At 61.0% G+C, this 25,279-nt stretch carries 26 protein-coding genes; 13 read left to right on the top strand and 13 right to left on the bottom strand.

Annotated features, from left to right (window positions below; all coding sequences use genetic code 11):
* Positions 1–2 precede the first annotated feature (2 nt).
* From nrdR to GQB03_RS04645, 3 genes are all read right to left on the bottom strand, one after another.
* Positions 3–479: a transcriptional regulator NrdR gene (nrdR, locus tag GQB03_RS04635; RefSeq protein WP_159685016.1), complete on the bottom strand. Its 477-nt coding sequence runs from the start codon at positions 477–479 to the stop codon at positions 3–5.
* Between the two features lie 66 nt (positions 480–545).
* Positions 546–1,796, bottom strand: coding sequence for a serine hydroxymethyltransferase (gene glyA, locus GQB03_RS04640; protein ID WP_159685019.1), 1,251 nt, complete (start codon positions 1,794–1,796; stop codon positions 546–548).
* Positions 1,797–1,879: 83 nt separating this feature from the next.
* Entirely contained in the window at positions 1,880–2,518 is a 639-nt protein-coding gene (locus tag GQB03_RS04645; RefSeq protein WP_159685022.1) for a histidine phosphatase family protein, read from the bottom strand.
* A gap of 181 nt (positions 2,519–2,699) precedes the next feature.
* Between GQB03_RS04645 and GQB03_RS04650 the strand changes: the two genes are divergently transcribed.
* Together GQB03_RS04650 and GQB03_RS04655 are read left to right on the top strand one after the other, a co-directional pair.
* Positions 2,700–3,272 (top strand): TRAP transporter small permease subunit, encoded by a 573-nt coding sequence (locus GQB03_RS04650; RefSeq protein WP_159685025.1) that lies wholly within the window; start codon positions 2,700–2,702, stop codon positions 3,270–3,272.
* Positions 3,269–4,885 carry a TRAP transporter large permease gene (locus tag GQB03_RS04655; RefSeq protein WP_159685028.1) on the top strand — a complete coding sequence of 539 codons (1,617 nt, stop codon included), beginning with the start codon at positions 3,269–3,271 and terminating at the stop codon, positions 4,883–4,885. Before GQB03_RS04650 ends, GQB03_RS04655 begins: the two co-directional genes overlap by 4 nt.
* A 99-nt stretch (positions 4,886–4,984) precedes the next feature.
* Here GQB03_RS04655 and GQB03_RS04660 read toward each other — a convergent pair whose 3' ends face one another.
* Together GQB03_RS04660 and GQB03_RS04665 are read right to left on the bottom strand one after the other, a co-directional pair.
* The gene (locus GQB03_RS04660) at positions 4,985–5,977 is read right to left on the bottom strand and encodes an HpcH/HpaI aldolase/citrate lyase family protein (RefSeq protein ID WP_159685031.1); all 993 of its coding nucleotides are present in this window, start codon (positions 5,975–5,977) and stop codon (positions 4,985–4,987) included.
* 86 nt (positions 5,978–6,063) lie between these two features.
* A complete protein-coding gene (locus GQB03_RS04665) occupies positions 6,064–7,056 on the bottom strand; it encodes a malate dehydrogenase (protein ID WP_159685034.1) in 993 nt (330 codons plus the stop codon).
* 207 nt (positions 7,057–7,263) lie between these two features.
* Here GQB03_RS04665 and GQB03_RS04670 point away from each other — a divergent pair, with 207 nt between their 5' ends.
* The 11 genes from GQB03_RS04670 to zapE all read left to right on the top strand — a co-directional run bounded on the left by GQB03_RS04670 (position 7,264) and on the right by zapE (position 19,897).
* Positions 7,264–7,992, top strand: a complete 729-nt coding sequence (locus GQB03_RS04670) for a GntR family transcriptional regulator (RefSeq protein ID WP_159685037.1) — start codon at positions 7,264–7,266, stop codon at positions 7,990–7,992.
* Between the two features lie 99 nt (positions 7,993–8,091).
* Positions 8,092–8,481, top strand: coding sequence for a succinate dehydrogenase, cytochrome b556 subunit (sdhC, locus tag GQB03_RS04675; RefSeq protein ID WP_159685040.1), 390 nt, complete (start codon positions 8,092–8,094; stop codon positions 8,479–8,481).
* Complete coding sequence (sdhD, locus tag GQB03_RS04680) at positions 8,475–8,822, top strand: succinate dehydrogenase, hydrophobic membrane anchor protein (RefSeq protein ID WP_159685043.1); 348 nt, start codon at positions 8,475–8,477, stop codon at positions 8,820–8,822. The genes sdhC and sdhD overlap by 7 nt, the downstream gene beginning before the upstream one ends.
* Positions 8,823–10,616 (top strand): succinate dehydrogenase flavoprotein subunit, encoded by a 1,794-nt coding sequence (sdhA, locus tag GQB03_RS04685; protein ID WP_159685046.1) that lies wholly within the window; start codon positions 8,823–8,825, stop codon positions 10,614–10,616. It begins immediately after the preceding gene.
* Between the two features lie 19 nt (positions 10,617–10,635).
* Positions 10,636–11,346: a succinate dehydrogenase iron-sulfur subunit gene (locus tag GQB03_RS04690; RefSeq protein WP_159685049.1), complete on the top strand. Its 711-nt coding sequence runs from the start codon at positions 10,636–10,638 to the stop codon at positions 11,344–11,346.
* Positions 11,343–11,579: an FAD assembly factor SdhE gene (locus tag GQB03_RS04695; protein WP_159685052.1), complete on the top strand. Its 237-nt coding sequence runs from the start codon at positions 11,343–11,345 to the stop codon at positions 11,577–11,579. The genes GQB03_RS04690 and GQB03_RS04695 overlap by 4 nt, the downstream gene beginning before the upstream one ends.
* Positions 11,580–11,649: 70 nt before the next feature.
* The gene (gltA, locus tag GQB03_RS04700) at positions 11,650–12,945 is read left to right on the top strand and encodes a citrate synthase (protein WP_159685055.1); all 1,296 of its coding nucleotides are present in this window, start codon (positions 11,650–11,652) and stop codon (positions 12,943–12,945) included.
* A gap of 155 nt (positions 12,946–13,100) precedes the next feature.
* Positions 13,101–15,926 (top strand): 2-oxoglutarate dehydrogenase E1 component, encoded by a 2,826-nt coding sequence (locus GQB03_RS04705; RefSeq protein WP_159685058.1) that lies wholly within the window; start codon positions 13,101–13,103, stop codon positions 15,924–15,926.
* 43 nt (positions 15,927–15,969) lie between these two features.
* Positions 15,970–17,163: a 2-oxoglutarate dehydrogenase complex dihydrolipoyllysine-residue succinyltransferase gene (gene odhB / locus GQB03_RS04710; protein ID WP_159685061.1), complete on the top strand. Its 1,194-nt coding sequence runs from the start codon at positions 15,970–15,972 to the stop codon at positions 17,161–17,163.
* A gap of 91 nt (positions 17,164–17,254) precedes the next feature.
* Positions 17,255–18,688, top strand: a complete 1,434-nt coding sequence (gene lpdA, locus GQB03_RS04715; RefSeq protein WP_159685064.1) for a dihydrolipoyl dehydrogenase — start codon at positions 17,255–17,257, stop codon at positions 18,686–18,688.
* Between the two features lie 96 nt (positions 18,689–18,784).
* Positions 18,785–19,897, top strand: a complete 1,113-nt coding sequence (gene zapE, locus GQB03_RS04720; RefSeq protein WP_159685067.1) for a cell division protein ZapE — start codon at positions 18,785–18,787, stop codon at positions 19,895–19,897.
* Between the two features lie 63 nt (positions 19,898–19,960).
* Here zapE and gspN read toward each other — a convergent pair whose 3' ends face one another.
* From gspN to gspG, 8 genes are read right to left on the bottom strand one after another with little or no spacing between them, the layout of a single operon-like run.
* Positions 19,961–20,704: a type II secretion system protein N gene (gspN, locus tag GQB03_RS04725; RefSeq protein WP_159685070.1), complete on the bottom strand. Its 744-nt coding sequence runs from the start codon at positions 20,702–20,704 to the stop codon at positions 19,961–19,963.
* 10 nt (positions 20,705–20,714) lie between these two features.
* Positions 20,715–21,194: a type II secretion system protein GspM gene (gspM, locus tag GQB03_RS04730; RefSeq protein ID WP_159685073.1), complete on the bottom strand. Its 480-nt coding sequence runs from the start codon at positions 21,192–21,194 to the stop codon at positions 20,715–20,717.
* Positions 21,191–22,402, bottom strand: a complete 1,212-nt coding sequence (gene gspL / locus GQB03_RS04735; protein WP_159685075.1) for a type II secretion system protein GspL — start codon at positions 22,400–22,402, stop codon at positions 21,191–21,193. The genes gspM and gspL overlap by 4 nt, the downstream gene beginning before the upstream one ends.
* A complete protein-coding gene (gene gspK, locus GQB03_RS04740; RefSeq protein ID WP_159685078.1) occupies positions 22,399–23,370 on the bottom strand; it encodes a type II secretion system minor pseudopilin GspK in 972 nt (323 codons plus the stop codon). Before gspK ends, gspL begins: the two co-directional genes overlap by 4 nt.
* Positions 23,333–23,905: a type II secretion system minor pseudopilin GspJ gene (gene gspJ / locus GQB03_RS04745; protein ID WP_159685081.1), complete on the bottom strand. Its 573-nt coding sequence runs from the start codon at positions 23,903–23,905 to the stop codon at positions 23,333–23,335. The genes gspK and gspJ overlap by 38 nt, the downstream gene beginning before the upstream one ends.
* A complete protein-coding gene (gene gspI / locus GQB03_RS04750; RefSeq protein WP_159685084.1) occupies positions 23,902–24,279 on the bottom strand; it encodes a type II secretion system minor pseudopilin GspI in 378 nt (125 codons plus the stop codon). Before gspI ends, gspJ begins: the two co-directional genes overlap by 4 nt.
* Positions 24,276–24,785: a prepilin-type N-terminal cleavage/methylation domain-containing protein gene (locus GQB03_RS04755; RefSeq protein WP_159685087.1), complete on the bottom strand. Its 510-nt coding sequence runs from the start codon at positions 24,783–24,785 to the stop codon at positions 24,276–24,278. Before GQB03_RS04755 ends, gspI begins: the two co-directional genes overlap by 4 nt.
* 9 nt (positions 24,786–24,794) lie before the next feature.
* Positions 24,795–25,205 (bottom strand): type II secretion system major pseudopilin GspG, encoded by a 411-nt coding sequence (gspG, locus tag GQB03_RS04760; RefSeq protein ID WP_235026952.1) that lies wholly within the window; start codon positions 25,203–25,205, stop codon positions 24,795–24,797.
* Positions 25,206–25,279 lie beyond the last annotated feature (74 nt).

Here is a 25,279-nt window from a genome sequence, read left to right on the forward strand (position 1 = left end):
GGTCAGGTCTTGCTGGCGCGACTTGCTCGCGGTCGGGAGATCTCGCGGATCACTTCTGAGAATTCGTCTACGTCTTCGAAATTCCGGTATACCGAGGCGTAACGGATGTAGCCGACCTTATCGAGTTTACGTAACTCCCGCATGACCTGCTCTCCGAGCTGCTTGGACGGCAATTCACGTTCGCCCAGGGAAAGCAGGCGCTCTTCGATGCGGCTGACCGCAGCCTCGACGCTCTCGACCGTTACCGGGCGCTTGCGTAGAGCCAGTTTCATGCTCGCCAGCAGCTTGTTGCGATCGAATTCGGTACGGCTGCCGTTGCGCTTGATGATCTGCGGCATCTTGAGATCGATGCGCTCGTATGTGGTAAACCGTTTGTCGCAGCGCATGCAGCGCCGTCGCCGACGAACGGTGTCTCCCTCCTCATTTTCCCGGGTGTCGGTCACCTGGGTGGAGAGCTCGCCACAGAAAGGACACTTCATCCGGGTTGTTCCATACGCGATGCATATGCTCCGTGGGGAATCACAGCGTTCCCCACGGAGCGGTGATCACTTGCCGTAAACCGGGAAGCGGGCGCAGAGTTCCGCTACCTTTGCACGAACGCCGGAAATCACTGCTTCGTCATGGGGCGCATCAAGGACGTCAGCAATGAGGTGGGCGATCTTTTCCGCTTCGATCTCGGTAAAGCCGCGGGTGGTCATGGCCGGCGAACCGATCCGGATGCCGGAGGTCACGAACGGTTTCTCGGGATCGTTGGGAATGCTGTTCTTGTTGGTGGTAATGTGGGCGCTTCCGAGAACGGCTTCGGCTTCCTTTCCCGTGATCTTCTTCGCCCGCAGGTCGACCAGGAAGACATGGCTTTCGGTCCGGCCGGATACGACTCGCAGACCACGCTCCTCTCCGAGCACACGTGCCATGACGCGTGCATTGGCGAGGACCTGTTCCTGATAGCGCTTGAATCCAGGCTCCAGTGCTTCCTTGAACGCAACCGCCTTGGCGGCGATGACGTGCATCAGGGGGCCGCCCTGAAGGCCCGGGAAAATGGCCGAATTGATTGCTTTTTCGTGTTCTGCCTTCATGAGGATGATGCCGCCCCGCGGCCCGCGCAGCGTCTTGTGCGTGGTTGACGTCACCACGTCGGCATGCGGCACCGGATTGGGATAGTAACCAGCAGCAATAAGGCCCGCGTAGTGGGCCATGTCGACCCAGAAAATCGCACCGATCTCTTTGGCGATTTTCGCGAAACGTTCGAAGTCGATGCGCAGAGAGTACGCAGAGGCACCGGCAATGATGATGCGCGGCTTGTGCTCGCGTGCGAGCCGCTCCATGGCGTCGTAATCGATTGCCTCGTTGGCATCGAGACCATACGCGACCACATTGAACCATTTGCCGGACATGTTGAGCGGCATCCCGTGGGTGAGGTGCCCCCCTTCGGCAAGGCTCATGCCCATGATGGTATCCCCGGGTTTTGCAAATGCCATGAGGACGGCCTGATTCGCCTGGGAGCCCGAGTTCGGCTGGACGTTCGCGGCCTCCGCACCGAAGATCTTCTTTATCCGGTCAATTGCCAGCTGCTCGGCGATATCCACGTACTCGCAGCCACCGTAATAGCGCTTGCCCGGGTACCCTTCCGCGTACTTGTTGGTGAGTTGCGATCCCTGGGCTTCCATGACCGGGGCGCTCACATAGTTCTCGGACGCAATCAGTTCGATGTGATCTTCCTGGCGACGATTTTCTGCCTGGATTGCGGACCAGAGTTCCGGGTCGGCCTGGGCAATGGTGCTCTGCTTGGAAAACATGGCTTCGTGTGCTCGAAATAGGCTGAAATAAACGCGGATAGTATCACGCGACAATGGCCGCAAGCTGCTTCAGATGGCGCGCCTCAGGTATTCTGCAGCTCGTCGAGTGCGACGCCAAGATGACCCTGCTGGGCCCAGGCCTCGAGGTGCCAATCCTCGTCCCGTCGCACGATCCAGTTCAACGCGGCGTTCGGAATTGCAAAATCGCGTTCGGCCATCAGGGGCGTGTTCGTAGCGAGTCGGTGGGCGATATCGAGTACGCCCCCGTGCGTGACGATCAGGATCTGTCTTCCGGGGTGCTGGTCTGCGATTGCCAGGAGCGCTTTTCCGATCCGTTTCGAAAACGTATCCAGGCTTTCTCCTCCCCCGGGGATATCAAACCCGGTGTCGCGCGCCATGAAGCGCGCGTAGGCTTGGGGATGGCGCTCGGCTGCTTCGTTGTAGGTCAGTCCCTGAAAGTCGCCATAGTGTCGTTCCCGCAGGCTGGCAGCGGTGTGTATCGGAAGACCGGATGCCGCTGCCACCGCTCGGGCCGTTTCGTTCGCGCGCGCAAGATCGCTGCTGTATACCGCGTCGAATTCGTGCCCCTTGAGCGCACGGGCGGTGGCAAGGGCCTGAGCCCGCCCGCGGGCATTGAGCGAAACGTCCAGATGTCCCTGCAGCCGACGCTCGACATTCCAGTCGGTCTCACCGTGGCGGACGAGGCAAAGTCGCGTCCTCATCGAAACTCCCGGGTACGCGCAGCCGAAGGTGCTGCCTGGCGCGTACGTCTTGTTGGAGGGGTTTAAGCGTTTCCCCTGATTTATGGAATTGCCGAGGCGTCCATAATGCGAAGCCAAGCGGCCAGCCGGGGCTCGCCCCTGCCCGTGGCGGTCATTGTAATCGGTAGAGGAGACTCAAAAGGTGTCATTCCTAATAAGGCTTTCGGGCTGGATCGACTGGCTCAACGAACGGATTGGCCGGGCGAGCATCTGGCTGGTCCTGTTCGCCACTCTCATCAGTGCGGGCAACGCACTCAGTCGCTATGGGTTCAGTCTGAGTTCGAATGCGATGCTCGAAGTTCAGTGGTATCTCTATTCGGCCGTGTTCTTGCTTTGCTCCGGTTACACGTTCATGCGTAACGAGCATGTCAGGATCGATCTGGTCTCAAATCGAATGAGCGCCAGGGGCAGAAACTGGGTAGACATCGTGGGAATCGTGGTTTTTCTGCTACCCGTGGCGATGATGATCGTGTGGATGTCCTGGCCATCGTTTGTCGATTCCTACATGACCAACGAACAGTCATCCAACGCGGGTGGCCTTGTCCGCTGGCCCGTCCGCTTATTGATACCGGTTGGTTTTGCGCTGCTGGGGATCCAGGCGGTGTCGGAGCTGATCAAGCGCATTGCATTCCTCACGGGTCATGGTCCCGACCCGATCGCGCCCAGCGCCCATGCGCCCGTTGAAATTCCGGGACAACCGGGAGCCGACAGATGATGCAGTTCGTGATCGACAACATGGCGCCCCTGATGTTCGGGTCGCTGGTGTTCTTCCTGCTCAGCGGTTTTCCAGTGGCTTTCGCGCTTGCGGCCAATGGACTTTTCTTCGGTTTTGTGGGTATCGAGCTGGGATTGCTGACGCCAGCACTGCTGCAGGCACTGCCGGAACGTGTTCTGGGCATCATGACCAACGATACCTTGCTCGCGATCCCGTTCTTTACCTTCATGGGCATCATCCTGGAGCGTAGCGGGATGGCCGAGGATCTGCTCGAATCGGCGGGGCAGTTGTTCGGGCCGATCCGCGGGGGTATCACCTACGCCGTTATTATCGTGGGGGCGCTCCTTGCCGCGACGACCGGCGTGGTGGCTGCTTCGGTCATCTCGATGGGCCTTATTTCGCTTCCGGTAATGCTGCGTTATGGCTATTCGCGCGAGGTGGCGTCAGGCGTCATCTGCGCATCGGGAACGCTGGCCCAGATCATTCCTCCGTCGCTCGTCCTGATCGTTCTCGCCGATGTGCTGGGCGTCTCGGTGGGCGATGCCTACGCGGGGGCGATCCTTCCTTCGATGCTGCTGGTCGTCATGTTGATCGGCTACATAATGATTCTGTCGATCTTCAAGCCGGACATGGTGCCGGCGCTTCCACCCGAAGCGCGCACCCTGCGCGGCGGGGCGCTGGCAAGGAGTGTGCTGGTGGCAATGCTTCCACCAGTCGTGCTGATCTTCCTTGTGCTGGGCACGATCTTCATCGGTCTTGCCACACCAACGGAAGGTGGCGCGATGGGCGCCACGGGGGCGCTCGTCCTGGCTGGCGTGCGACGTCGTCTGTCCTTGGTGGTGGTGCGCGGTGCACTGGAAACGACCGCCAAGCTGGCAACCTTCGTGATGTTCATCCTGATCGGTTCCACCGTTTTTGCTCTCACCTTCCGGGCGGTGAATGGTGACCTCTGGGTGGAGCATCTGTTCAGCCTGGTTCCCGGCGGACAGATCGGCTTCCTGATCGTGGTGAGCCTACTGGTGTTCGTGCTCGGCTTCTTCATCGATTTCTTTGAGATAGCCTTCATTCTGTTGCCGCTGTTCGGGCCGGTCGCCGAAAAGCTCGGAATCGACATGGTGTGGTTCCTGGTTCTTGTCGGCATGAACATGCAGACTTCTTTCCTTACCCCGCCATTTGGCTTCGCGTTGTTCTATCTTCGAAGCGTGGCGCCCGTTTCCGACTACGATGACGCCGTTTCGGGCAAACGAATAGGCGGCATCAAGACCGCAATGATCTATCGCGGTGTCATTCCTTTCATCGTCATTCAGTTGATTGCTCTTGCCGTGATCTTCATCTTCCCCGAGTTGGTATCAGCCGAACTCGATCCGAAGAAGAAAATCGATCTCGACAAGATAGAAATCAATGTCGATAGCTACGATACGGGTGGTGGCGGAGGATATGGTGCAGGCTACGGTGGCGGCGCGCCGGGTTATGCCTTGCCCGAACCGGCGATTCCGGGAAGTGAAGGCGATGCGCCCGCGACGCCCCCGGCGGAGGAGAGTGCTGCACCTGCCGAGCCGGATCCGAACCAGATGCTCATGGACGCTCTCAAGGAAGGTGCGGAGAAGAAGTAGAGTAGTGGTACATGTGAAAAACGGCTCCGGAATGTCGGGGCCGTTTTTCATTTGCCGATTGCTTTCAAGGCCGGGAGCATGTTCGGGGCGAGATCCCGATCAAGGAAAAAAGCGCGCTGCAATTCCCGTTTCAAGCTCGACTCCGGTTGCCCGTGCGCGTTTGAGGAGTTCCCAATAGTAGCGATACGAAGCCCGGTCGTGGAGCTTGCCGGCGTGCTGGATGGGGCCCCAGTCGGCATCCTGGGCGGCACACACTATTTCGGCCGCCTCGCTGACCTCCCGGAAATCCGGGCGCATTGCGTCGAGGATCGGCTGGATCTGATTCGGGTGAATGCTCCACATTCGCATGTATCCGAACTCCCGTCGGGCACGTTCCGCATCGTGGCGAATGTAGTCGATGTCCTTGAGTTCAGTAGTCACGTTGTGTGACGGCACGACCCCTGCGCCAAGCGCGGCGGCCGAGATTTCACATTTTGCACGCACGATAAGTGGATGCTCGAACTGACCCGGGCTGCGCATCGCCGAGCCAGGAATCGCGCCGTGGTGTGCGCTGACGAAATCCATAAGACCGAAGTCGATCGATTCGACGCCCGGCAAGGCCGCGATTTCCCGGACATCGCGCAAGGCGCCGTGGGTCTCGATCAGGACGTGCACTGGTATTCGCGTCCCGATGCCGTGCGCGGTCTCGAGGGAGTGCAGTGTGTCGAGTTGTTGTCTGACATCGGCGGCGCTTCGGGGTTTGGGAAGCGTCACGAATGCCAACCTGCTGCCGGCCCTGGCAAGGAGGATGTTGAGGTCGTCTTCCCAGTGGGGGTGAGTTATATCGTGGATCCTCACACCCATGCGTCCGTAGAGATTGCCAGGGTCTGAAATGAGGTCGGCACACAGATGCGCATGGTCTGCCTCTGCGCCGGCTCGCGCACCGTCCTCGCAATCACAGGTGATATCGAAGTAGGGGCCGATTTCTTCCTGGAGCCGCATTGCTTTGCGGATCAGTTTTTCACTGCCGGCGTAGTGATCAACCGCCGGTAGAATCGGAAACGCTGCTTCTCCCTGGAAAAGGATGGTTTCGGGGTGCATCCTTTGCGGCATGACGGCTCCTTGCTTTGTCCTCGAGTGCTGGACGAAAAACGGGGGCGTTTCCGCCCCCGTTCGTGACAGGCATGCAATGCCAGGTATCAGGCGAGAAGGTCTTTGACGCCTTCGCGTTCTTCGAGCAGTTCGTTCAGGGTGTGAGTCATACGCTCACGGGAGAATTCGTCGATCTCGAGGCCCTGGACGATCTTGTACTCACCGTTTTCGGTAGTGACCGGGAAGCCGTAGATGATGCCTTCGGGGATGCCATAGGATCCATCGGAAGGAATGCCCATGGTGACCCATTCACCGTTCGAACCCAGTACCCAGTCGCGAATGTGGTCGATCGCAGCATTGGCCGCCGACGCTGCTGAAGACAGGCCACGCGCCTCGATGATCGCAGCACCACGTTTGCCAACGGTGGGCAGGAACACGTCGCGGTTCCATGCTTCGTCGTTCACCAGGCCCTTCACGCCGTCTCCGTTCGAGGTGCAGAAACGGTAATCGGCATACATCGTGGGCGAATGGTTGCCCCATACGACCAGATTCTTGAGGCTCGACACCGCGCGACCGGTTTTGCCCGCCAGTTGCGAGAGCGCGCGATTGTGGTCGAGGCGCAGCATGCCGGTGAAGTTCTTGTCGGAGACGCGACCAAACTTCTTGGCGGTTTCCTTGGCGATGTAGGCATTGGTGTTGCAGGGATTACCCACAACCAGCACCTTGCAGTCGGGAGCCGCGTGCTGACCGATCGCCGCACCCTGTACGGTGAAGATCTTGGCGTTTTCGGTGAGCAGATCCTTCCGCTCCATACCGGGGCCGCGCGGGCGGGCGCCGACCAGAAGAGCGACGTTCGCATCCTTGAACGCGACATTGGGATCATCGGTCGCGATCATGCCCGCGAGCAGCGGGAAAGCGCAGTCCTCAAGCTCCATCATGACGCCTTTCACGGCCTTCTGTGCCTGAGGAAGGTCCAGCAATTGGAGAATCACGGGCTGGTCCTTGCCAAGCATTTCGCCGCTGGCAATGCGGAACAGCAGGCTGTAGCCGATCTGGCCGGCGGCGCCGGTGATGGCAACGCGAACGGGGGCTTTACTCATTTTTTGGTACTCCCTCTCTCAAAAGGCGGTGGCTTGAAAATTCGCTGGCGACTGGGCGCGGCGCAACGGCGGCAATATTGCACCGCGACGCCGACGGCGCAAGGATGTTAGGAGCAAAGAAAAGTCCTGTCAATTCATGTATTTTGTCTTATATAAGATAGAAGAGGGCTGATAGACTCTCGCGGATTTTTGTGCTGAAATATTGCAATGCCTCAAGAGTCGCCAACCTTCAGCCCCCTTTACCGGCAGATCAAGAACCTGATCATTCAGGCACTTGAGGCGGGTGAGTGGCGTCCAGGGCAGGCAATCCCGAGCGAGCAGGAACTCGCACTGCGCTTCAGCGTGAGCCAGGGAACGGTGCGCAAAGCGGTTGACGAGATGGCTGCTGAGAACATGCTCGTGCGAAAACAGGGGAAAGGTACGTTCGTCGCGTCCCACAACGACCCACGCTCCCTTTTCCGTTTTCTCAGGTTGGTGCCGAATGACGGCGATCTGTCTCATCCCGATAGCGTACCCCTGGAGTGCTGGAAGGCCAAGGCCGGACAGGAAGCGTCGCGGATGCTGGGCGTGGATGTGGGTGCTCCCATCATAATCGTTCGTCGTGTGCTCAGGTTTTCCGGCGTTCCGGTAGTGGTCGATGAGATCTATCTGCCCGGCGAGATCTTTCAAGGCCTTTCTCTGGAGCTGCTGCAGAGTTGGAGCGGGTCTCTTTACAGTCTTTTCGAGTCGCGCTTTGGTTTGCGCATGATCCGTGCCCAAGAGCGGATCCGTGCGGTCGCGGCTGATCGGGCGACCGCCGAGACCCTCAGGGTCAGCGAGTCCACACCGCTCCTTTCGGTCGAGCGGGTGACCTATACGTATGGCGACAAACCGGTCGAATGGCGGCGGGGGCTGTACCTTACCGCGAACCATTTCTATCTGAATGAGTTGAGTTGATTGGCGTCAAGTAAGGCTGTGGTAAGCGTTTATACTTTAAGTTTTTATGTGGGAGTGAAGCGGAGTCAGGTTTTCCGCGGATTTTGAGGGAGAATATAAATGTCAGAAGTGACTGTGAGAAAGCAGCGCCCGAAGCATCTGGCGTTGAACGAGATCCGGCTTCCATTGCCGGGTTTTGTTTCGATCCTGCACAGGATCAGTGGTGCAGGGCTGTTTCTTTGCCTGCCTTTGTTGCTAGCGCTCTTCGGCAATAGCGTCGGTTCTCCGGAATCGTTCGCCGCCTACAAGGAAACCGTCGGTAATCCCTTCGTGAAGCTGATCCTGTTCGGATTGTTGTGGGCCTACCTCCACCATTTCTGCGCCGGCATTCGTTTCCTGTTGCTCGACATGCACAAGGGCTTGGATCTTGCGGCCGCCCGCAACAGCTCGAAGATCGTTCTTGTCGTCAGCATTGCGCTGACCCTGATCATTGGAGTGAAGCTATGGTAAGTCGCATTGTCGTTGGCGCGCACTACGGTTTCCGCGACTGGCTCGGCCAGCGCGTAACCGCTGTTTTCATGGCGCTCTATACCGTGATCTTCGGCATCAACGCATTGATGCTGCCCGAGATGAGCTACGAAGCCTGGAGTGGCATGTTTGCTGGCGGCTTCATGCGCTTCATGACCTTCCTCTTCTTCCTGGCGCTCTTCTATCACGCCTGGGTTGGTGTTCGTGATATCTACATGGATTACATCAAGCCTGTCGGCATTCGTCTCGCGCTGCATGTAATCACCCTGTTTCTGCTCATCGGTTATGCCGGCTGGGCTGCCCGAATTCTCTGGAGGCTGTAAGTGAAAGTCGCCAAGCGTACTTTTGACGCCGTAATTGTCGGCGCTGGTGGTGCAGGCCTGCGAGCCGCACTGCAACTCTCAGAGTCCGGCATGAAAACTGCCGTTCTGACCAAGGTGTTCCCGACCCGCTCGCACACCGTGGCGGCCCAAGGGGGTGTAGCCGCTTCGCTCGGCAACTCGACGGAAGACAACTGGCACTGGCACATGTACGACACCGTCAAGGGGTCGGACTGGCTGGGAGACCAGGATGCGATCGAGTTCATGTGCAAGAAGGCCAATGAGGTTGTGGTCGAACTCGAGCACTACGGCATGCCGTTCGACCGCACCGATGACGGGAAAATCTATCAGCGTCCGTTCGGCGGGCACTCGATGAACTACGGCCAGGCACCGGTCATGCGTTCCTGCGCCGCTGCCGACCGCACCGGTCACGCCATGCTTCATGCGCTGTACCAGCGCAACGTGCGGGCAAATACCCAGTTTTTCGTGGAGTGGATGGCGCTCGACCTGATCCGCGATGCCGATGGTGATGTGCTCGGCGTGACTGCCATGGAAATGGAAACCGGTGAGGTTTCGATCTTCCACGCCAAGGCCACCATCTTCGCAACCGGCGGAGCCGGCCGCATCTATTTCAGCTCGACCAATGCCTTTATCAATACCGGTGACGGTGTCGGCATGGCGGCGCGCGCAGGCGTTCCGCTCGAGGATATGGAATTCTGGCAATTCCACCCCACAGGCGTTGCCGGCGCGGGCGTGCTCATTACCGAAGGTGTGCGGGGCGAAGGCGGCATCCTGCGAAACAGTTCCGGCGAGCGCTTCATGGAACGCTATGCGCCGAACCTCAAGGATCTGGCCTCGCGTGACGTGGTGTCGCGGGCAATGACGACCGAGATCAATGAAGGGCGTGGCTGCGGGCCGGACAAGGATCACGTGCTGCTCGACATCACCCATCTGGCGCCGGAAAACATCATGAAGCGCCTGCCCGGCATTCGTGAGATCTCGATCCAGTTCGCAGGCATCGATCCCATCAAGGCTCCGATCCCGGTGGTGCCGACCTGTCATTATCAGATGGGCGGTATTCCCACCAACTACAAGGGTCAGGTCGTGGTACCGCAGGGCGACAACAACAACGTACCCGTGCGTGGTTTCTATGCCGCGGGTGAATGTGCCTGTGCCTCGGTGCACGGTGCGAACCGCCTCGGTACGAACTCGCTGCTCGACCTGCTGGTGTTCGGCAAATCTGCGGGCGAGACCGTGGTGGAAGACTTTGAGGCGGGCAATCTGTCGCTCAAGCCACTGCCCGATGACGCAGCCGACGTGTCGCTGGCACGCCTCGCACGTCTGGAAAATCAGACCAACGGCGAGAGCGTCCATGAGGTTCGTCTGGCAATGCAGCGGACCATGCAGAAGCATGCCGGTGTGTTCCGTTTCAACGATCTGTTGAAGGAAGGCGTAGAAGCCATCAAGGCGGTCGCCGAGCGCGCCAAGAACACCGAGATCGGTGACAAGTCCAAGGTCTGGAATACGGCGCGGATGGAGGCTCTGGAACTCGATAACCTCATCGAGGTAGCGAAGGCCACCATGATCTCCGCCGAGGCTCGCAAGGAGTCGCGCGGCGCGCATGTGCGCGACGACGCGCTCGACAATGCGGAAACCCCGAACGGTCGTGACGATGCCAACTGGCTGAAGCACACCTTGTGGTATTCCGAGGGCAACCGCCTGGCTTACAAGCCGGTTAACCTCAAGCCGATGTCCGACGATGTCGAGCCGATCGCGCTCGCCAAGCGTACATATTGATGCGCGAGGAGAATTCACGATGACCAAACGTACCGTTCAATTCAAGATCTACCGCTACGATCCGGACAAGGACGACAAGCCTTACATGCAGGACATCAGCGTCGAGCTCGAGGCCTCCGACAAGAAGCTGCTCGACGCCATCACCCGTCTGAAGGTGAAGGACGACACCCTGTCGTTCCGTCGCTCCTGCCGGGAGGGTGTTTGCGGTTCCGATGCGATGAACATCAATGGCAAGAACGGTCTTGCCTGCCTGACCGATGTTGACAGCCTGCAGCAGCCGATCACGCTCCGGCCGCTGCCGGGATTGCCGGTGATCCGCGATCTGGTCGTGGACATGACGCAGTTCTTTAAACAATATCATTCGATCACGCCATACCTGATCAACAACGAACCTGCGCCTGAGCGTGAACGACTGCAGACGCCGGAAGAGCGCGAGGAACTCAACGGATTGTATGAGTGCATTCTGTGCGCGTGCTGTTCGACCTCGTGCCCATCGTTCTGGTGGAATCCGGACAAGTTCGTCGGGCCGGCGGGGCTGCTGGCTGCATATCGCTTCATTGCCGACACCCGGGACCAGGCAACATCGGAACGCCTCGACAACCTCGAGGACCCGTATCGCCTGTTCCGTTGCCACACCATCATGAACTGTGTCGACGTCTGTCCGAAGAGCCTCAACCCCACGCGGGCTATCGGCAAGATCAAGGACATGATGCTGCGCAGGGCCATATGAGCATCAATCGGGGACGCGTTCGCTGGCATTGTCGTCGGGCCCTTCTGGAACTCGACATCGTCTTCGAGCGTTTCCTCGCGCGGGATTTTGATCGTCTTGACGACGATCAGCTGGCCAACCTCATGGAGTTGCTGCAACTCGAAGACCATGACCTGTGGGCCATGGTCAACGGCAGCAAACCCTGCGAGGTCGAGCGCTGGCAGGGTTTGATCGGCTTGCTGGGTCGGAATTGATCCGGCAAGGCGATTGCCAGGGAGCAATACAAGAAAGAGTCATCAACGGGGAAACTGATAGGGACGAATCATGACGACTGAACGTAAGGCCACGCTTTCTGTCGACGGCAAGACCGTCGATTTCCCGGTACTGACCGGCACGCATGGGAACGATGTGATCGACATCCGCACACTGGGCGGGAAAACCGGTCTTTTCACCTACGACTCCGGTTTTCTGTCCACGGCGAGTTGTCAGTCCAAGATCACCTTTATCGATGGTGACAAGGGCGAACTCCTGTATCGCGGCTACCCTATCGAGCAACTCGCCGAGCAGTGCAACTTCCTCGAGGTCGCATATCTGCTCAAGAACGGCGAACTGCCGAATGCTTCCGAAAAGAGCACGTTCGAAAACACCATCAAGAATCACACGATGGTGCACGATCAGATGACCAAGTTCTACTCGGGCTTCCGCCGCGATGCGCACCCGATGGCGGTCATGGTCGGCGTGGTTGGCGCGCTGTCGGCCTTCTACCACGATGCCTTCGACTTCTCCGATGCCGAGCACCGCAACGTCTCGATCAACCGTCTGATCGCCAAGTTGCCGACGATTGTTGCAATGGCCTACAAGTACAACATGGGCCAGCCGTTCATGTATCCGCGCAACGATCTCGACTACACCGCGAACTTCATGCACATGATGTTCGGCACACCGTGCGAGAAATACGAGCCCAATCCGGTGCTCGTGCGTGCGCTCGACGTGATCTTCACCCTGCATGCCGATCACGAGCAGAATGCGTCGACCTCGACCGTCCGCCTGGCCGGTTCGTCCGGAGCCAATCCGTTTGCTTGCATTTCCGCGGGTATTGCCTGCCTATGGGGCCCGTCGCACGGCGGCGCCAACGAGGCCTGCCTCAACATGCTCGAAGAAATCGGCGATGTCTCGCGCGTGGCCGAGTTCATCGCGCGCGCCAAGGACAAGAACGATCCGTTCAAGCTGATGGGCTTCGGTCACCGCGTCTACAAGAACTTCGATCCGCGCGCGAAGCTCATGCGCAAGGTCTGCTACGAAGTGCTGACCGAGTTGGGACTCGAAAACGACCGACTCTTCAAGCTTGCCATGGAACTCGAGAAGATCGCACTCGAGGATCCGTACTTCGTCGAGAAGAAGCTCTATCCCAACGTCGATTTCTACTCGGGCATCGTCCAGAAGGCACTCGGCATCCCGACCTCGATGTTCACCTGCATCTTCGCCCTTGCGCGTACGGTGGGCTGGATTACCCAGTGGGAAGAGATGATCACCGATCCCGAATACAAGATCGGTCGTCCGCGCCAGCTCTATATCGGTGCCGCGCGGCGCGATGTCACACCGATCGAGCAGCGCGCCTGACGCGTGCACGGGGGAGGAGACAAGTCCGGAGCGCTGCATGCGGGATGGCCCCAACGGGGTCGTCCCTTTTTCTTATCGCGTGATTCCGGCAGCGTTTCCAGCCTGCTCTTGCAGGCACACAACAACATGTATATGAAGAAATCCAGGTGGCTTTCATGATGAAGCAACTCTTCAGCAGCTCTCATCTTTTCGGCAGCAATGCCCCATTCATCGAGGAGCTCTACGAGACCTACCTCGAGAATCCGGACGGGGTGTCCGAAGAATGGCAGCAATACTTCGATAGTTTGCAGAACACCCCGGGCGCTCAGCGCGACGTCGCTCACTTCCCGGTGATCAATGCCTTTGCGGACATGGCCAAGCGCGGCCCGACCCGTGTAATTTCGGGCGGCAGCGACAAACGTCAGGTCAGCGTCCTGCAGCTTATCAACGCCTATCGCTTTCTCGGCAACCGCTGGGCCAATCTCGATCCGCTCAAGCGCACCGAGCGTCCGGAGATTCAGGAGCTCGAGCCTTCCTACTATGGCCTTACCGAGGGTGACCTGAACGCGACCTTCAATGTCGGATCGTTCAGCGGCTTCTCCGGTGATCAGGCCTCGCTTCGCGAGATTCTCGAAACGGTCCGCCAGACCTATTGTGGTTCGATCGGATCGGAGTACATGTATATCTCCGACATCGCGCAGAAGCGCTGGATCCAGGCGCGTCTCGAATCGGTGCGTGGCACGCCCACCTACTCGGCAGACCAGAAGAAGCGCATATTGGAGCGCCTCACGGCTGCCGAGACCCTCGAGAAGTATCTGCATACCAAGTATGTTGGCCAGAAGCGCTTCTCGCTCGAGGGTGGAGAAAGCACCATCGTCTCGATGGATGAGCTTATCCGCGTCGCCGGTGCGAGCGGCGTCGAAGAGATCGTCGTGGGTATGGCCCACCGTGGTCGCCTCAACGTGCTGGTGAATACACTTGGCAAGCTTCCGAAGATGCTGTTTGCTGAATTCGAAGGCAAGGCCGGTGGCGACCTCACCGCCGGCGACGTCAAATATCACATGGGTTTCTCGAGCGATGTGATGACCAGCGGTGGGCCGGTGCACCTGACCCTGGCCTTCAACCCCTCCCACCTGGAGATCGTCAACCCGGTGGTTGAGGGTTCCGTGTACGCGCGTCAATTGCGTCGCGGAATCGTCGAGGGCAAGGCCAAGGTTCTTCCAGTGCTCATCCACGGTGACTCGGCGGTGGCCGGGCAGGGCGTGAACCAGGAGATGCTGAACTTTTCGCAGACCCGGGGCTATGGGACCGGTGGCACCGTTCATATCGTCGTGAACAACCAGATCGGCTTTACCACCTCTGATCCGCGCGACTATCGTTCCTCGCTGTATTGCACCGACATCTTCAAGATGGTCGAGGCACCGATCTTCCACGTCAATGGGGACGATCCTGAAGCGGTGGCCTTCGTCACCAAGCTTGCGGTCGATTTCCGCCAGGAGTTCAAGCGCGATGTGGTCATCGACCTGATCTGCTTCCGCAAGCTGGGGCACAACGAGGCCGACGAGCCGATGGTGACCCAGCCGCTGATGTACAAGAAGATCGCAAAGCATCCGGGTACCCGCAAGCTATACGCCGATCGCTTGGTCGGCGAGGCGGTGTGTACCGATGGCGAACCGGAGGAATTCATCCGCAGCTATCGCGATCATCTCGATCGTGGCGAGCTGCTTGCCAATCCGGTGCTTTCTGGCCACAAGCGCAAGTATTCCGTCGATTGGGCACCGTACCTCAACAAGAAATACACCTCGAGCGCAGATACCAAGGTGCCGCTCGCCGAGCTCAAGCGGCTCGCCAAGTCGATTACTACGATGCCCGAGGGCTTCACGCTGCATCCCCGGGTTGCCAAGATCAACGCCGATCGCGTTGAAATGGGCGAAGGCAAGCTACCGCTTGACTGGGGCATGGGCGAGAATCTCGCCTACGCGACCCTGGTCGTTCAGGGCTTCGGCGTGCGCATTTCCGGTGAGGACGTCGGGCGCGGCACCTTCTTCCACCGCCATGCGGTCATGCACGATCAGAACCGGGAGAAGTTCGACCACGGCATCTACGTTCCGCTCAAGCATATCCGCGACGGTCAGGCAGACTTTCACGTTTACGACTCGGTGTTGTCCGAAGAGGCCGTGTTGGCGTTCGAGTATGGCTACTGCACCACGGAGCCCGAGCAGCTGGTGGTGTGGGAGGCCCAGTTCGGTGACTTCGTCAACGGTGCACAGGTGGTGATCGATCAGTTCATCAGTTCCGGCGAGGCGAAATGGGGCCGTCAGTGCGGCCTGGTGATGCTGCTGCCACACGGTTTCGAGGGGCAGGGTCCGGAGCACTCGTCGGCACGTCCGGAGCGTTTCATGAACCTGGCCGCTCAGATGAACATGGAGATCTGCGTCCCCTCCACGCCGGCACAGATCTTCCACGTGCTTCGCCGCCAGATGGTCCGCAGGCAGCGCAAGCCGCTCGTGATCATGACGCCGAAGTCGCTGCTGCGCCACAAGGACGCAACTTCATCGCTTGACGAATTGGCGAAGGGTTCTTTCCAGACGGTGATCGGAGAGATCGACAAGGTCGATGCCAAGAAGGTCAAGCGCGTTCTGATCTGCTGCGGCAAGATCTACTACGAACTGCTCGCACATCGTCGCGCCAACGATATCAAGGACATGGCGATCGTCCGCCTGGAGCAGATGTATCCGTTCCCTGCCGAGGAGTTCGCGGCGGAGATGGAGAAGTATCCGAATGCCAAGGAGATCGTGTGGGTTCAGGAAGAGCCCCGCAACCAGGGTATGTGGTACTGGCTGTCGTCGCGTCAGCATCTGGACAACGTCATCGGCACCAAGCGTCGCTTGCTGCTGGTGTCGCGCCCGGCTGCTGCGTCGCCGGCGGTCGGCTACTACGCGATGCACAATTTGCAGCAGAAGGCGGTTATCGAAAACGCCTTTGGCGAAATCAAGGCCTGAAGCCGTTCAATAACCAAAGCCCAAAGTACAAGAGGGAGAAAAAATGCTGATCGAAGTCAAAGTGCCGCAGTTGTCCGAATCCGTTTCCGAAGCCACGCTGGTGAGCTGGCACAAGAAGGAAGGCGATGCCGTATCGCGCGACGAAAACCTGATCGATATCGAGACCGACAAGGTCGTGCTGGAAACGCCCGCACCTGCGGATGGCGTGCTGGTCAAGATCGTCAAGCAGGGTGGTGACAGTGTGACTTCGGGCGAGCTGATCGCCCAGATCGACACCGAAGCCAAGGCCGCAGCCGGAGCCGCTGCGCCGGCCGAAAAGCCTGCCGCCGCCCCGGCCGCCACCGCACCCGCACCTGCCACGGCGGCGCCGACCGCTGCCGAAGGGGCTGCCAGCCCCGCCGCGCGGAAAATCCTTGCAGAGAAGGGCATCGCCGCCGACGAGGTGAAGGGCTCCGGTCGCGGTGGCCGTATCACCAAGGAAGATGCGGTTGCGGCCCAGCCGAAGAGTGCCCCGGCCGCCCAGGTGGTCGACGGTGAGCGTCCCGAGCAGCGCGTGCCGATGACCCGCTTGCGTGCGCGCATCGCGGAGCGGCTGCTGCAATCGAAGAACGAAAACGCCATCCTGACCACCTTCAACGAGGTGAACATGGCGCCGGTCATGGCGCTGCGCAAGCAATATGGTGAGAAATTCGAGAAGGCCCATGGCGTGCGTCTCGGTTTCATGGGCTTCTTCGTGAAGGCCGCCGTCGCAGCCCTCAAGAAGTTCCCGATCCTCAACGCCTCGGTCGATGGCAGCGACATCGTCTACCACGGCTATATCGACATCGGCATTGCGGTCGGTTCGCCGCGTGGTCTGGTGGTGCCAATCCTCCGTGACGCCGATCAGATGTCGATTGCCGACATCGAGAAGAAGATCGCCGAATTCGGCAACAAGGCGAAGGACGGCAAGCTCACCATGGAAGAGCTCTCGGGCGGCACCTTCTCCATCTCGAACGGTGGCGTGTTCGGTTCGATGCTGTCGACGCCGATCATCAACCCGCCGCAGTCGGCAATTCTCGGTATCCATGCCACCAAGGATCGCCCGGTTGTCGAGAACGGGCAGATCGTGATTCGCCCGATCAACTATCTGGCCATGTCTTACGACCATCGAATCATCGACGGTCGCGAGGCGGTGCTCGGCCTGGTCACCATGAAGGAAGCGCTTGAAGATCCGGCCCGCCTGATTCTCGACGTCTGATTCTGAAGTGACCTGAAAGGGGGAGGGCGGCGGCGCGGGCGTGATCCGGCGCGACGTACTTCCCCCTTTCGTCAAGCAAAGGAAGAACAAAATGGCTGACAAGCAATTCGATGTACTGGTAATCGGTGGCGGTCCTGGCGGCTACGTTGCCGCGATTCGCGCCGCACAACTTGGCTTCAAGACCGCCTGTGCGGAGTCCAATCCCTATGCCGACCCGAAAGGCGAGCCGCGTCTCGGCGGCACCTGCCTGAACGTGGGGTGTATTCCCTCCAAGGCATTGCTCCATACCTCGCACCTCTTCGAGGAAACGCAGCATGCATTTGCGGCGCAGGGCATCAAGGTGAAAGGTGACGTCTCGATTGACGTGCCGACGATGATCGCCCGCAAGGCCAAGGTGGTCGATCAGCTCACCTCAGGCATCAAGGGCCTGTTTAAGAAGAACAAGGTCACCTTCCTGGCCGGGCACGGCAGCTTCGTCGGCAAGGGCGAGGGGGGGTGGCAGGTCAAGGTCGGCGAGGAGACCGTCGAGGCGAAGCAGGTCATCGTCGCAACCGGTTCGACCGCTCGCCACCTGCCGGGAATCCCGGTGGACAATACACTCGTCTGCGACAACATCGGCGCCCTCGAACTCAGCGAGGTGCCCAAGCGTCTCGGGTTGATCGGATCCGGCGTGATCGGCTTGGAAATGGGGTCGGTGTGGCGTCGCCTGGGTGCCGAGGTGACCATTCTCGAAGCGATGGACAGCTTCCTCGGCGCGGCTGATCAGGATGTCGCCAAGGAGGCCCAGAAGGTCTTCGTCAAGCAGGGGATGGACGTCAAGCTCGGCGTCAAGGTCGGCAAGGTCACGCCGGCAAAGAACAAGAAGTCGGTCACCGTCGAGTACGAAGACAAGGACGGTGCCTCGAAGGCGGTATTCGACAAGCTGATCGTGTCGGTCGGCCGGGTGCCCAACACCGCCGGACTGAACGCCGAGGCTGTCGGCCTCAAGATCGATGAGCGTGGCTTTGTCGTGGTTGACGATCACTGCAAGAGCAACCTTGACGGTGTGTGGGCGGTCGGCGATGTGGTGCGTGGTCCGATGCTGGCCCACAAGGCGATGGAAGAGGGCGTGATGGTCGCCGAGCTCATGGCGGGTCAGGCAGGGCACTGCAACTTCGACACCGTGCCCTGGGTGATCTATACCAGTCCGGAGATCGCGTGGGTCGGAAAGACCGAGCAGCAACTCAAGGCCGATGGTATCGAATACCGTACCGGCAAGATTCCTTTCCTCGCGAACGGACGCGCGCTCGGGACCGGCGATACCACTGGTTTCGTGAAGATGCTGGCCTGCGCCAAGACCGATCGCATCCTCGGTGTGCACATCATCGGCGCCAACGCGTCCGAGTTGATTGGCGAAGCCGTTGTGACGATGGAGTTCGGTGGCGCATCGGAGGATCTGGCGCGTATCTGCCATGCGCACCCGACGCTCTCCGAAGTGGTCCACGAAGCCGCCCTCGCGGTCGATAAACGTCCCCTGCATTTCTGATCGGGACGTGATCAGGCGATTGCTCGCGCGCCGGCCTGCAAGCTTGCCGCTGCCCGCGATCAATCGCCGCTTGATACAGCAATTCGCAGCACGAGCATGCCACATCGCATACTGAACGTTTCCGAGAACGGAATGATCGAGGCCTACGAGGCCTTGCTCAAGACACGAGGCTACAAATCCGACCCGGCACAACGTTCGGCAGCCCAGCGATTGCAGGGCATGTATTCCGAGCTGATCGGTTTCAAGGCGGCTCGGCAAAGCACGTTCAAGCGGCTATTTACCCGCCCAGGGGTACCGCGCAGCCTCTACTTCTGGGGTGGTGTCGGTCGCGGCAAGAGCTTTCTCATGGATTGCTTTTTCGATGCCGTGCCATATCGGCGCAAGCGCCGTGTTCACTTTCATGCCTTCATGCAGGAAGTGCATGCCGACCTCAAGACATTCAGCCAGGAGCCCGATCCGCTGATCAAGGTGGCGGAGCGAATCGCCCGCAATACCCGGCTGCTATGCTTCGATGAATTCCACGTTTCGGATATCGCCGACGCGATGATGCTCGGCAGATTGCTCGAGGCACTTCTCGCACGCGGTGTGATATTCGTGATGACTTCGAACTATCCGCCCGACGGCCTGTATCCGAACGGCTTGATGCGGGTGAATTTCCTGCCGACCATCGAAATGATGAAGCGGCGCTTCGAGGTGTTTGAACTCGACCACGGCGTCGATTACCGCTTGCGCACCATGGAGAAGATGGAAACCTTCCTGGTACCGGCCGGCGAGGAAGCGGATCGCAAGATGGCGGTCGATTTCCGCCAGATTGCCGCGCTCGAGGGCGAGGCTGGGACGATCAGCGTGCTGGGGCGCGAGATCAAGGTTATCCGGGAAGCGCCGGGCGTGGCGTGGTTCCATTTTGATGACCTCTGCCGGAGTGCGCGGTCGCAGAATGATTACCTCGAGATTGCGCGGGAACATCACACGGTGATGATTTCGGGCATACCCAGAATGAGTGCCGGCGAGGCGTCGGAGGCAAGGCGCTTCACCTGGCTGATCGATGTGCTTTACGACCACCGGGTCAAGCTGGTCGCAAGTGCTGCGGTCGAAGCACACGATCTGTACCGTGAAGGCCACAACGCGCATGAGTTCGTGCGTACGGTGAGTCGTCTCATCGAGATGCGTTCCCGCGAATATCTCGCCGAGGCTCACCGCACGGACTGAATTGCTTTGTGCTCTCGATCGCACTGCGCCCTCCGGCTTGCCGCCGGAGGCCGGTCGGAGCGTTCAGTTGAAATCGATTCTCACGCGTTTCGGATCGGCGGTCGGAAACGCGTAACCGTCCATGACGTTCGGCAGGCGGCCGACGATGGCTTCCGGGCCCGAGACCTGGCCGCGAAATCGGGGCTGGCCCTGCGCGTCCCAACCGCCCTTGCCATCGATCCGTATATCGCCGCCGAGCGTGTTTACTTCGAAACTACCCAGCCTGCCTCTTGCCTCGGCATCGATCTCGTAATCGCCAAATCGCTGTTGCGGCAATAGATCGACGCCTGCATCCAGCCAGGTCAATCTGGCCGTCCCGTGGCATTCCTGATTCCAGCCGCAGGTGACGCCGTTACTCTCGATTCTCAGCACCCCCCGCCAGCCCGCGCGCGCGATCGGCGATGGCAAGGAGTCGAGCAATGCCCTGAGCGGCGCATCCAGGGCCGCGCGAGTGACTGACATGCCGGTCGGCCCCAGCGTGACGCGCAGCACCGTCTGTCCGGCTTCTTCAAGACGCCAGCCAATGCTTGCGCCCGTGAGATCGAGTTCGCTTGCCCAGGTGCCGGAAAGCCACGGCTGGGCGCTGCGCCCATCGGGCGACAGGCTGACGAAGACACCGCTGCCATGCCACACGGTGCCGCTTGTATGCATGAGCCGCAGACGCCCGTCGGTCGCCCGCGCGAGCACGCGATCCATCAGGCTTGCCGGTGCCATGGTCACCGCGATCGAAAGAACCAGCGCGGTGACGAGCAGTAGACGTTTCCACATGGCCGGCGTGTCAGCGGGTTGCGGTGGGCGTCAGCAAACCCTCCACCCCGATCTTGTCGCCGGCCACCCGCAGGGACATCTCGCCGACCTGCAGTTGCTGCTGGGACTGCATGCTGGCAAGCCAGTCGAGCAGGGCTGTGGCCTGCACTGTCCCGGAGATGCGCAAACCGTTGGTATCGGTGTCGATGACCAGGTCGAGTTCGCGTGCCGTGGCCGCGGCACGAGCCGCTTGCGTGCGGACTGCGAGCGTCGCCGCCGCCGGCGGCGTCAGACGGCGCAACTGGGCGAGTTCCTCTGCGTCCGCCTGCATTCTGGCCAGTTCCGCTTCAGCGGCTGGGAGACGCTTGTCGAGGCGGGCGCGTTCGGAGAAGGACCATTCGGCGAGGAGCAACAGCAGCGTCGTGGCGATCACGACTGTTGCAATACCGATCAGCCGGCGCTCACGTGGATTGAGTGTGGCGAGGCGGGCCTTGAGTTGGGTCACGATCATTGCGCCACCTCGCGGCTAAGGGTCAATCGTGGCGATTGTCCGTCACTGAATACGGCCCGGAGACCGCGGCTGGCGAGCCGCTCGCCGAGTACCGCCCGTTGCTGCGCATCGAGGCCAGGCACGGCGAGTTCGAGTCTATGGTTGGCATAGCGCAGATCGGTCACCGAATTGCGCGCTTCGACGCCGCGTGCCTCGCCGTAGGCCGCGAGCAGTGCCAGCAGGTCGTCGTCGCTCAGACGGCCGTTTTCCGAGCGCTTGAGATTGAGCTGACGGGCGAGCTGTGCCGCAGGTGCGATCGCGGGGGTATTCGGCACGGCGGTGACGAAGATCCTGTGCATGCGCTCTTCGATACCGGAAAGTCGCGATTTCTGCCACAGCACCTCGCCCAGCGTTGCCAACAGGAGCGTCGAGGCCGCAGCGGCTGCCAGCAGTGCCGGCTTGCGCAGCCACGCAAAGGCGCCGGCACCGCCTGCGCGTGAGGCGAACTCGTCGTGCAGCAGATTATGTGCGCCGGCTGTGTTCTGCCACCACAGGTAGGGAGCGCCACTGCGCAGCGCAGTACCGGGCAAGGCGGTGTCGTGATCGAGCGGGGAGGCGTTGACGCCGGGGGCAAGGTGCAGCACCACGGCTTCGGGCGCGCGGTTGGCCGCTCGGGCGGCAGCCAAGGCATGTTCGACGATCGGCAGGGCTTGCGACAGCGGTCCGTCGATCACCTCGCCGGCCGCTTCATGCCTCAGCAGCACGACTTCGTCGCGCAGCGAAAGGCTCCAGTTCGCGTTGCTGGCGGGCGCCGTCTCGATTTCGGCATAGACAGCCGACGGCTGGCGCCCGATCGCCTCGAGTTGCGCGACGAGGGCACGCAAACGATCGCGCCCGACTACCAGTACCGCCGCGAGCACGCCGTCGTTTCGCGTTTCGCGTGCAATGACTGTCAGGTGCTGGCTATCGGGTTCGCGCAGCAAGCGGTCTTCGAGCGCGTAGCCGAGCAGCCGGGCCTCGTCGCGGCGCGCGCCCTTGGGCAGACGGGCCTCATGCCATATGCACTGGGCACCGCCGAGGATCACTTCGCAGCGCGCGGCGGCCGGCCAGTGCCGTGGTTCCGACTGACCTTCTGACAGTGGGCGGTTGCCTTCGTCGAGCAGCACCCACGAGGCAGCGGGTGACTGGGGCCAGTTTTCGTCGAGAAGAAGGAGGAGGCGGTTACTCATAGGATGCGTTGCCAAACAATGGTGGGCCATCGCTGCTGCCGATCCAGCAGCACTTCCATGCGGGCTACGGCGAGCCCGAAACGTGCGCGGCCGGTGGCGATGATATGGCGGCTGCGCACGTCGGCGACGGCCGGGTCGAAACCTTGAGCGCCTTCGGGCAGGCGCGCGTTGAAGTCTGCCACATCCTTGAACCAGGCGCGCTCGCGCTCGGCGACGAGGATGCGGGCTGCGTCGAGATTGAGGTCGGGCAACATCGCGTGGAGCACTTCGGCGGAGGCGGTGTTGACGTTCAGTTTCGAGGGCGCGGGCAGGGCTGCGATGAATGGCTTGAGTCGCGCCACCAGCTGCGCGTCGAAACCGGGTACCTGAAGCAGCTCGTCCTCGTGGGCGAGTTGCGCATTGGGCGGTAGCGCATGCGATCCGGCGGAGCCCATCGCGCTGCGCTCGTCACCACGGGTCAGCCTGGAGACGCTGTCCGCATCCATCCAGTCGAGCAGGTTCAGGGTGGCCGCGGTGGCTTCGGCATTGGAGACGCCGACCGATTCGAGCAGTCGCACGAAGGCTGCGGCCGCGTCCTCGTCCGCGTCTTCGCCGACCACGAGATTGTTGAGATTGAAACGGCCGGACACATCCCGCAGTTCGCCGCTGACCTCGCCTTCTTCGACGGGCGTCGGCGGTACCTTCACCGCCCAGGTTTCGCCCAGGTGATCGACCGTATTGCTGCCGAAATCGTCCGCCAGCACGTTGCGGCCCCAGTCAACCGCCGCGCGTGCCAGCCAGCGTGCCTGTGACTGGTCGTGCCGGCCGGCCAGCGATTCGAGGCTGATGCCGTAGTTGCCAACCAGGGCCGAGGCGATCCCGGCCACCAGCGCCACGGTCAGCAGGGCGGTGATCACCGCCGCACCGCGCTGGTGGCGCCGGCGGCCCGATTCAGCGCAGCGCGATGAGGCGCGTGACGGTGCCGACATGCGCGAGCTCCAGTTCAAGTTCCACCGCCTGCGGCAGCAGATCGGTCCGGGTATTGTCGGGTGGCCAGCTGTCGAGCCGGCGGCCCTGGAAGACGAAACGCCAGCGCACCCGCCGGACGTCATCAATCAAGGTGTCGATCTCAGGTTCACCGTCCGCGATGCGCGCCGGCCAGCGCAGCCATTCGAAGCGCCCCTCTTCGAAGCGGTAAGCCACACGCATGACGCGCTGGCGGCTACCGTCGGCCACCAGCATCTGCAGTTCGTTATCGATGCCCGGCAGGCGGATCAGCTGCATCGCCGGTGTCGCCCCGGTGTTGGGCAGACTTTCGGGCGCGTTGCTCTGCAGCAGGTCGCTTTCGACACGTTGCATCGCTCGCCCGAGTACCCGCCAGCGCTCGAGTTCGTCCGACACGCGCGTTTCATGCATGCTCATCTGGCTCAATGCGCGGTAAGACAGCAAGCCGAGGATGGCAAAGACCGCGAGCGCGACCATCAACTCGATCAGGGTGAGGCCATGCGCGCGCCTTCGATTCATTGCAGCGGCTGCACGGCGAAGCCCGACAGCGAGCTCAGCGATCGATGGCCGTCCTCATCGAAGACAGTGACGTCGACCCGCCTGAAGAGCGGATTGGGCGTGCCCTTGACTTCTTCACGCCACTGGAAGCGCTGACCAGCCTGCTCGGCCTCGCCCTCGTTGCGGCCGAGTGGCGGAAAGGTGCCCGCAGCGCGCAGTTCGGCGAGACGGTTCTGCGCCACCCAGTCGGCCAGCAGACGCTCGCGCAATCCGTCGGCCGAACCCGTCGTCGCACCCACCGCGCGGAATGCTGCGCTCAGCGCAATGGCGAGGATCGCCAGCGCAACCAGGGTTTCGAGCAGGGTAAATCCCCGAACGCGCGCTTGGCGAATCATGGCGCCGCCTGCGGTAGCGCTGTCAGCGAAACCGCGCCGGTGGGGCGGCCGACGAGGTTCCAGCGGCCGGACGGAGTGCTCAGCTCGAGCGTGAATTCCGGCGGCGTGGTACCGAACACCAGACGCGGCGTGGCCGACTGATCCTGCCCTTCGACGATCAGCCTGCCGCGTACCACGTCATCGGGCAGCAACTTTTCCGCGAACACGGGCGGATCGATCAACGGGCGCCAGTTGCCGTCGGTCTCGAAGGCCGAGAAGCGGTAGCCGTCCGCGATGAATTCAACGGCGATCGGCTGACCGCGCACCGAGGCGCGCTCGGCCGTGGCTTCGAGCACCAGACGCAGCCGCTCGACCGCACGGCTTGCCTCGCGACCCTGTACCGCATCGAGCGCCACGCCGATACCGGTCGCGGTAAGGCCGATGATCACCAGCACCACCATCACCTCGATCAGGGTGAACCCGTGCGTTCTCAGGGCCGGGTGGTGCGGGTATGCGGGCATCGGCATTGCCCGGAATCAGAGGTTCCAGGAGCCGATGTCGGCATCGACACCTTCGCCGCCGCTGGCGTTGTCCGCGCCGTAGCTGAAGACGTCGATCTCGCCCTGGATTCCGGGGTTTAGATACTGGTACGGGCTGCCCCACGGGTCGTTGGGGAGCTTCTCGAGATAGGCTTTCCAGTTGTCCGGTACCGGCGGGGTCGAGGGTTTCTGTACCAGGGCCTGCAAGCCCTGCTCGGCGGTGGGGTAGCGACGATTGTCGAGCTTGTAGAGTTTGAGCGCCTGCATGATCGCGCCGATGTCCTGTTTGGCCGCGACCACCCGGGCTTCATCCGGCCGGCCAAGTACCCGCGGCACGATCAGTGCGGCCAGGACGCCGAGAATCACGATCACGACCATGACTTCGATGAGGGTGAAGCCGTGCTGCATCGCTTGCGTAGCGCGATGTCCCGCTTTGGGCGACGGGCGAAGCGCGGCTGCACGGTGACGGGCGTTTTGTTTCA

Source organism: Cognatazoarcus halotolerans (assembly GCF_009800965.1).
In the GTDB taxonomy this organism is placed as follows: Bacteria; Pseudomonadota; Gammaproteobacteria; order Burkholderiales; family Rhodocyclaceae; genus Cognatazoarcus; species Cognatazoarcus halotolerans.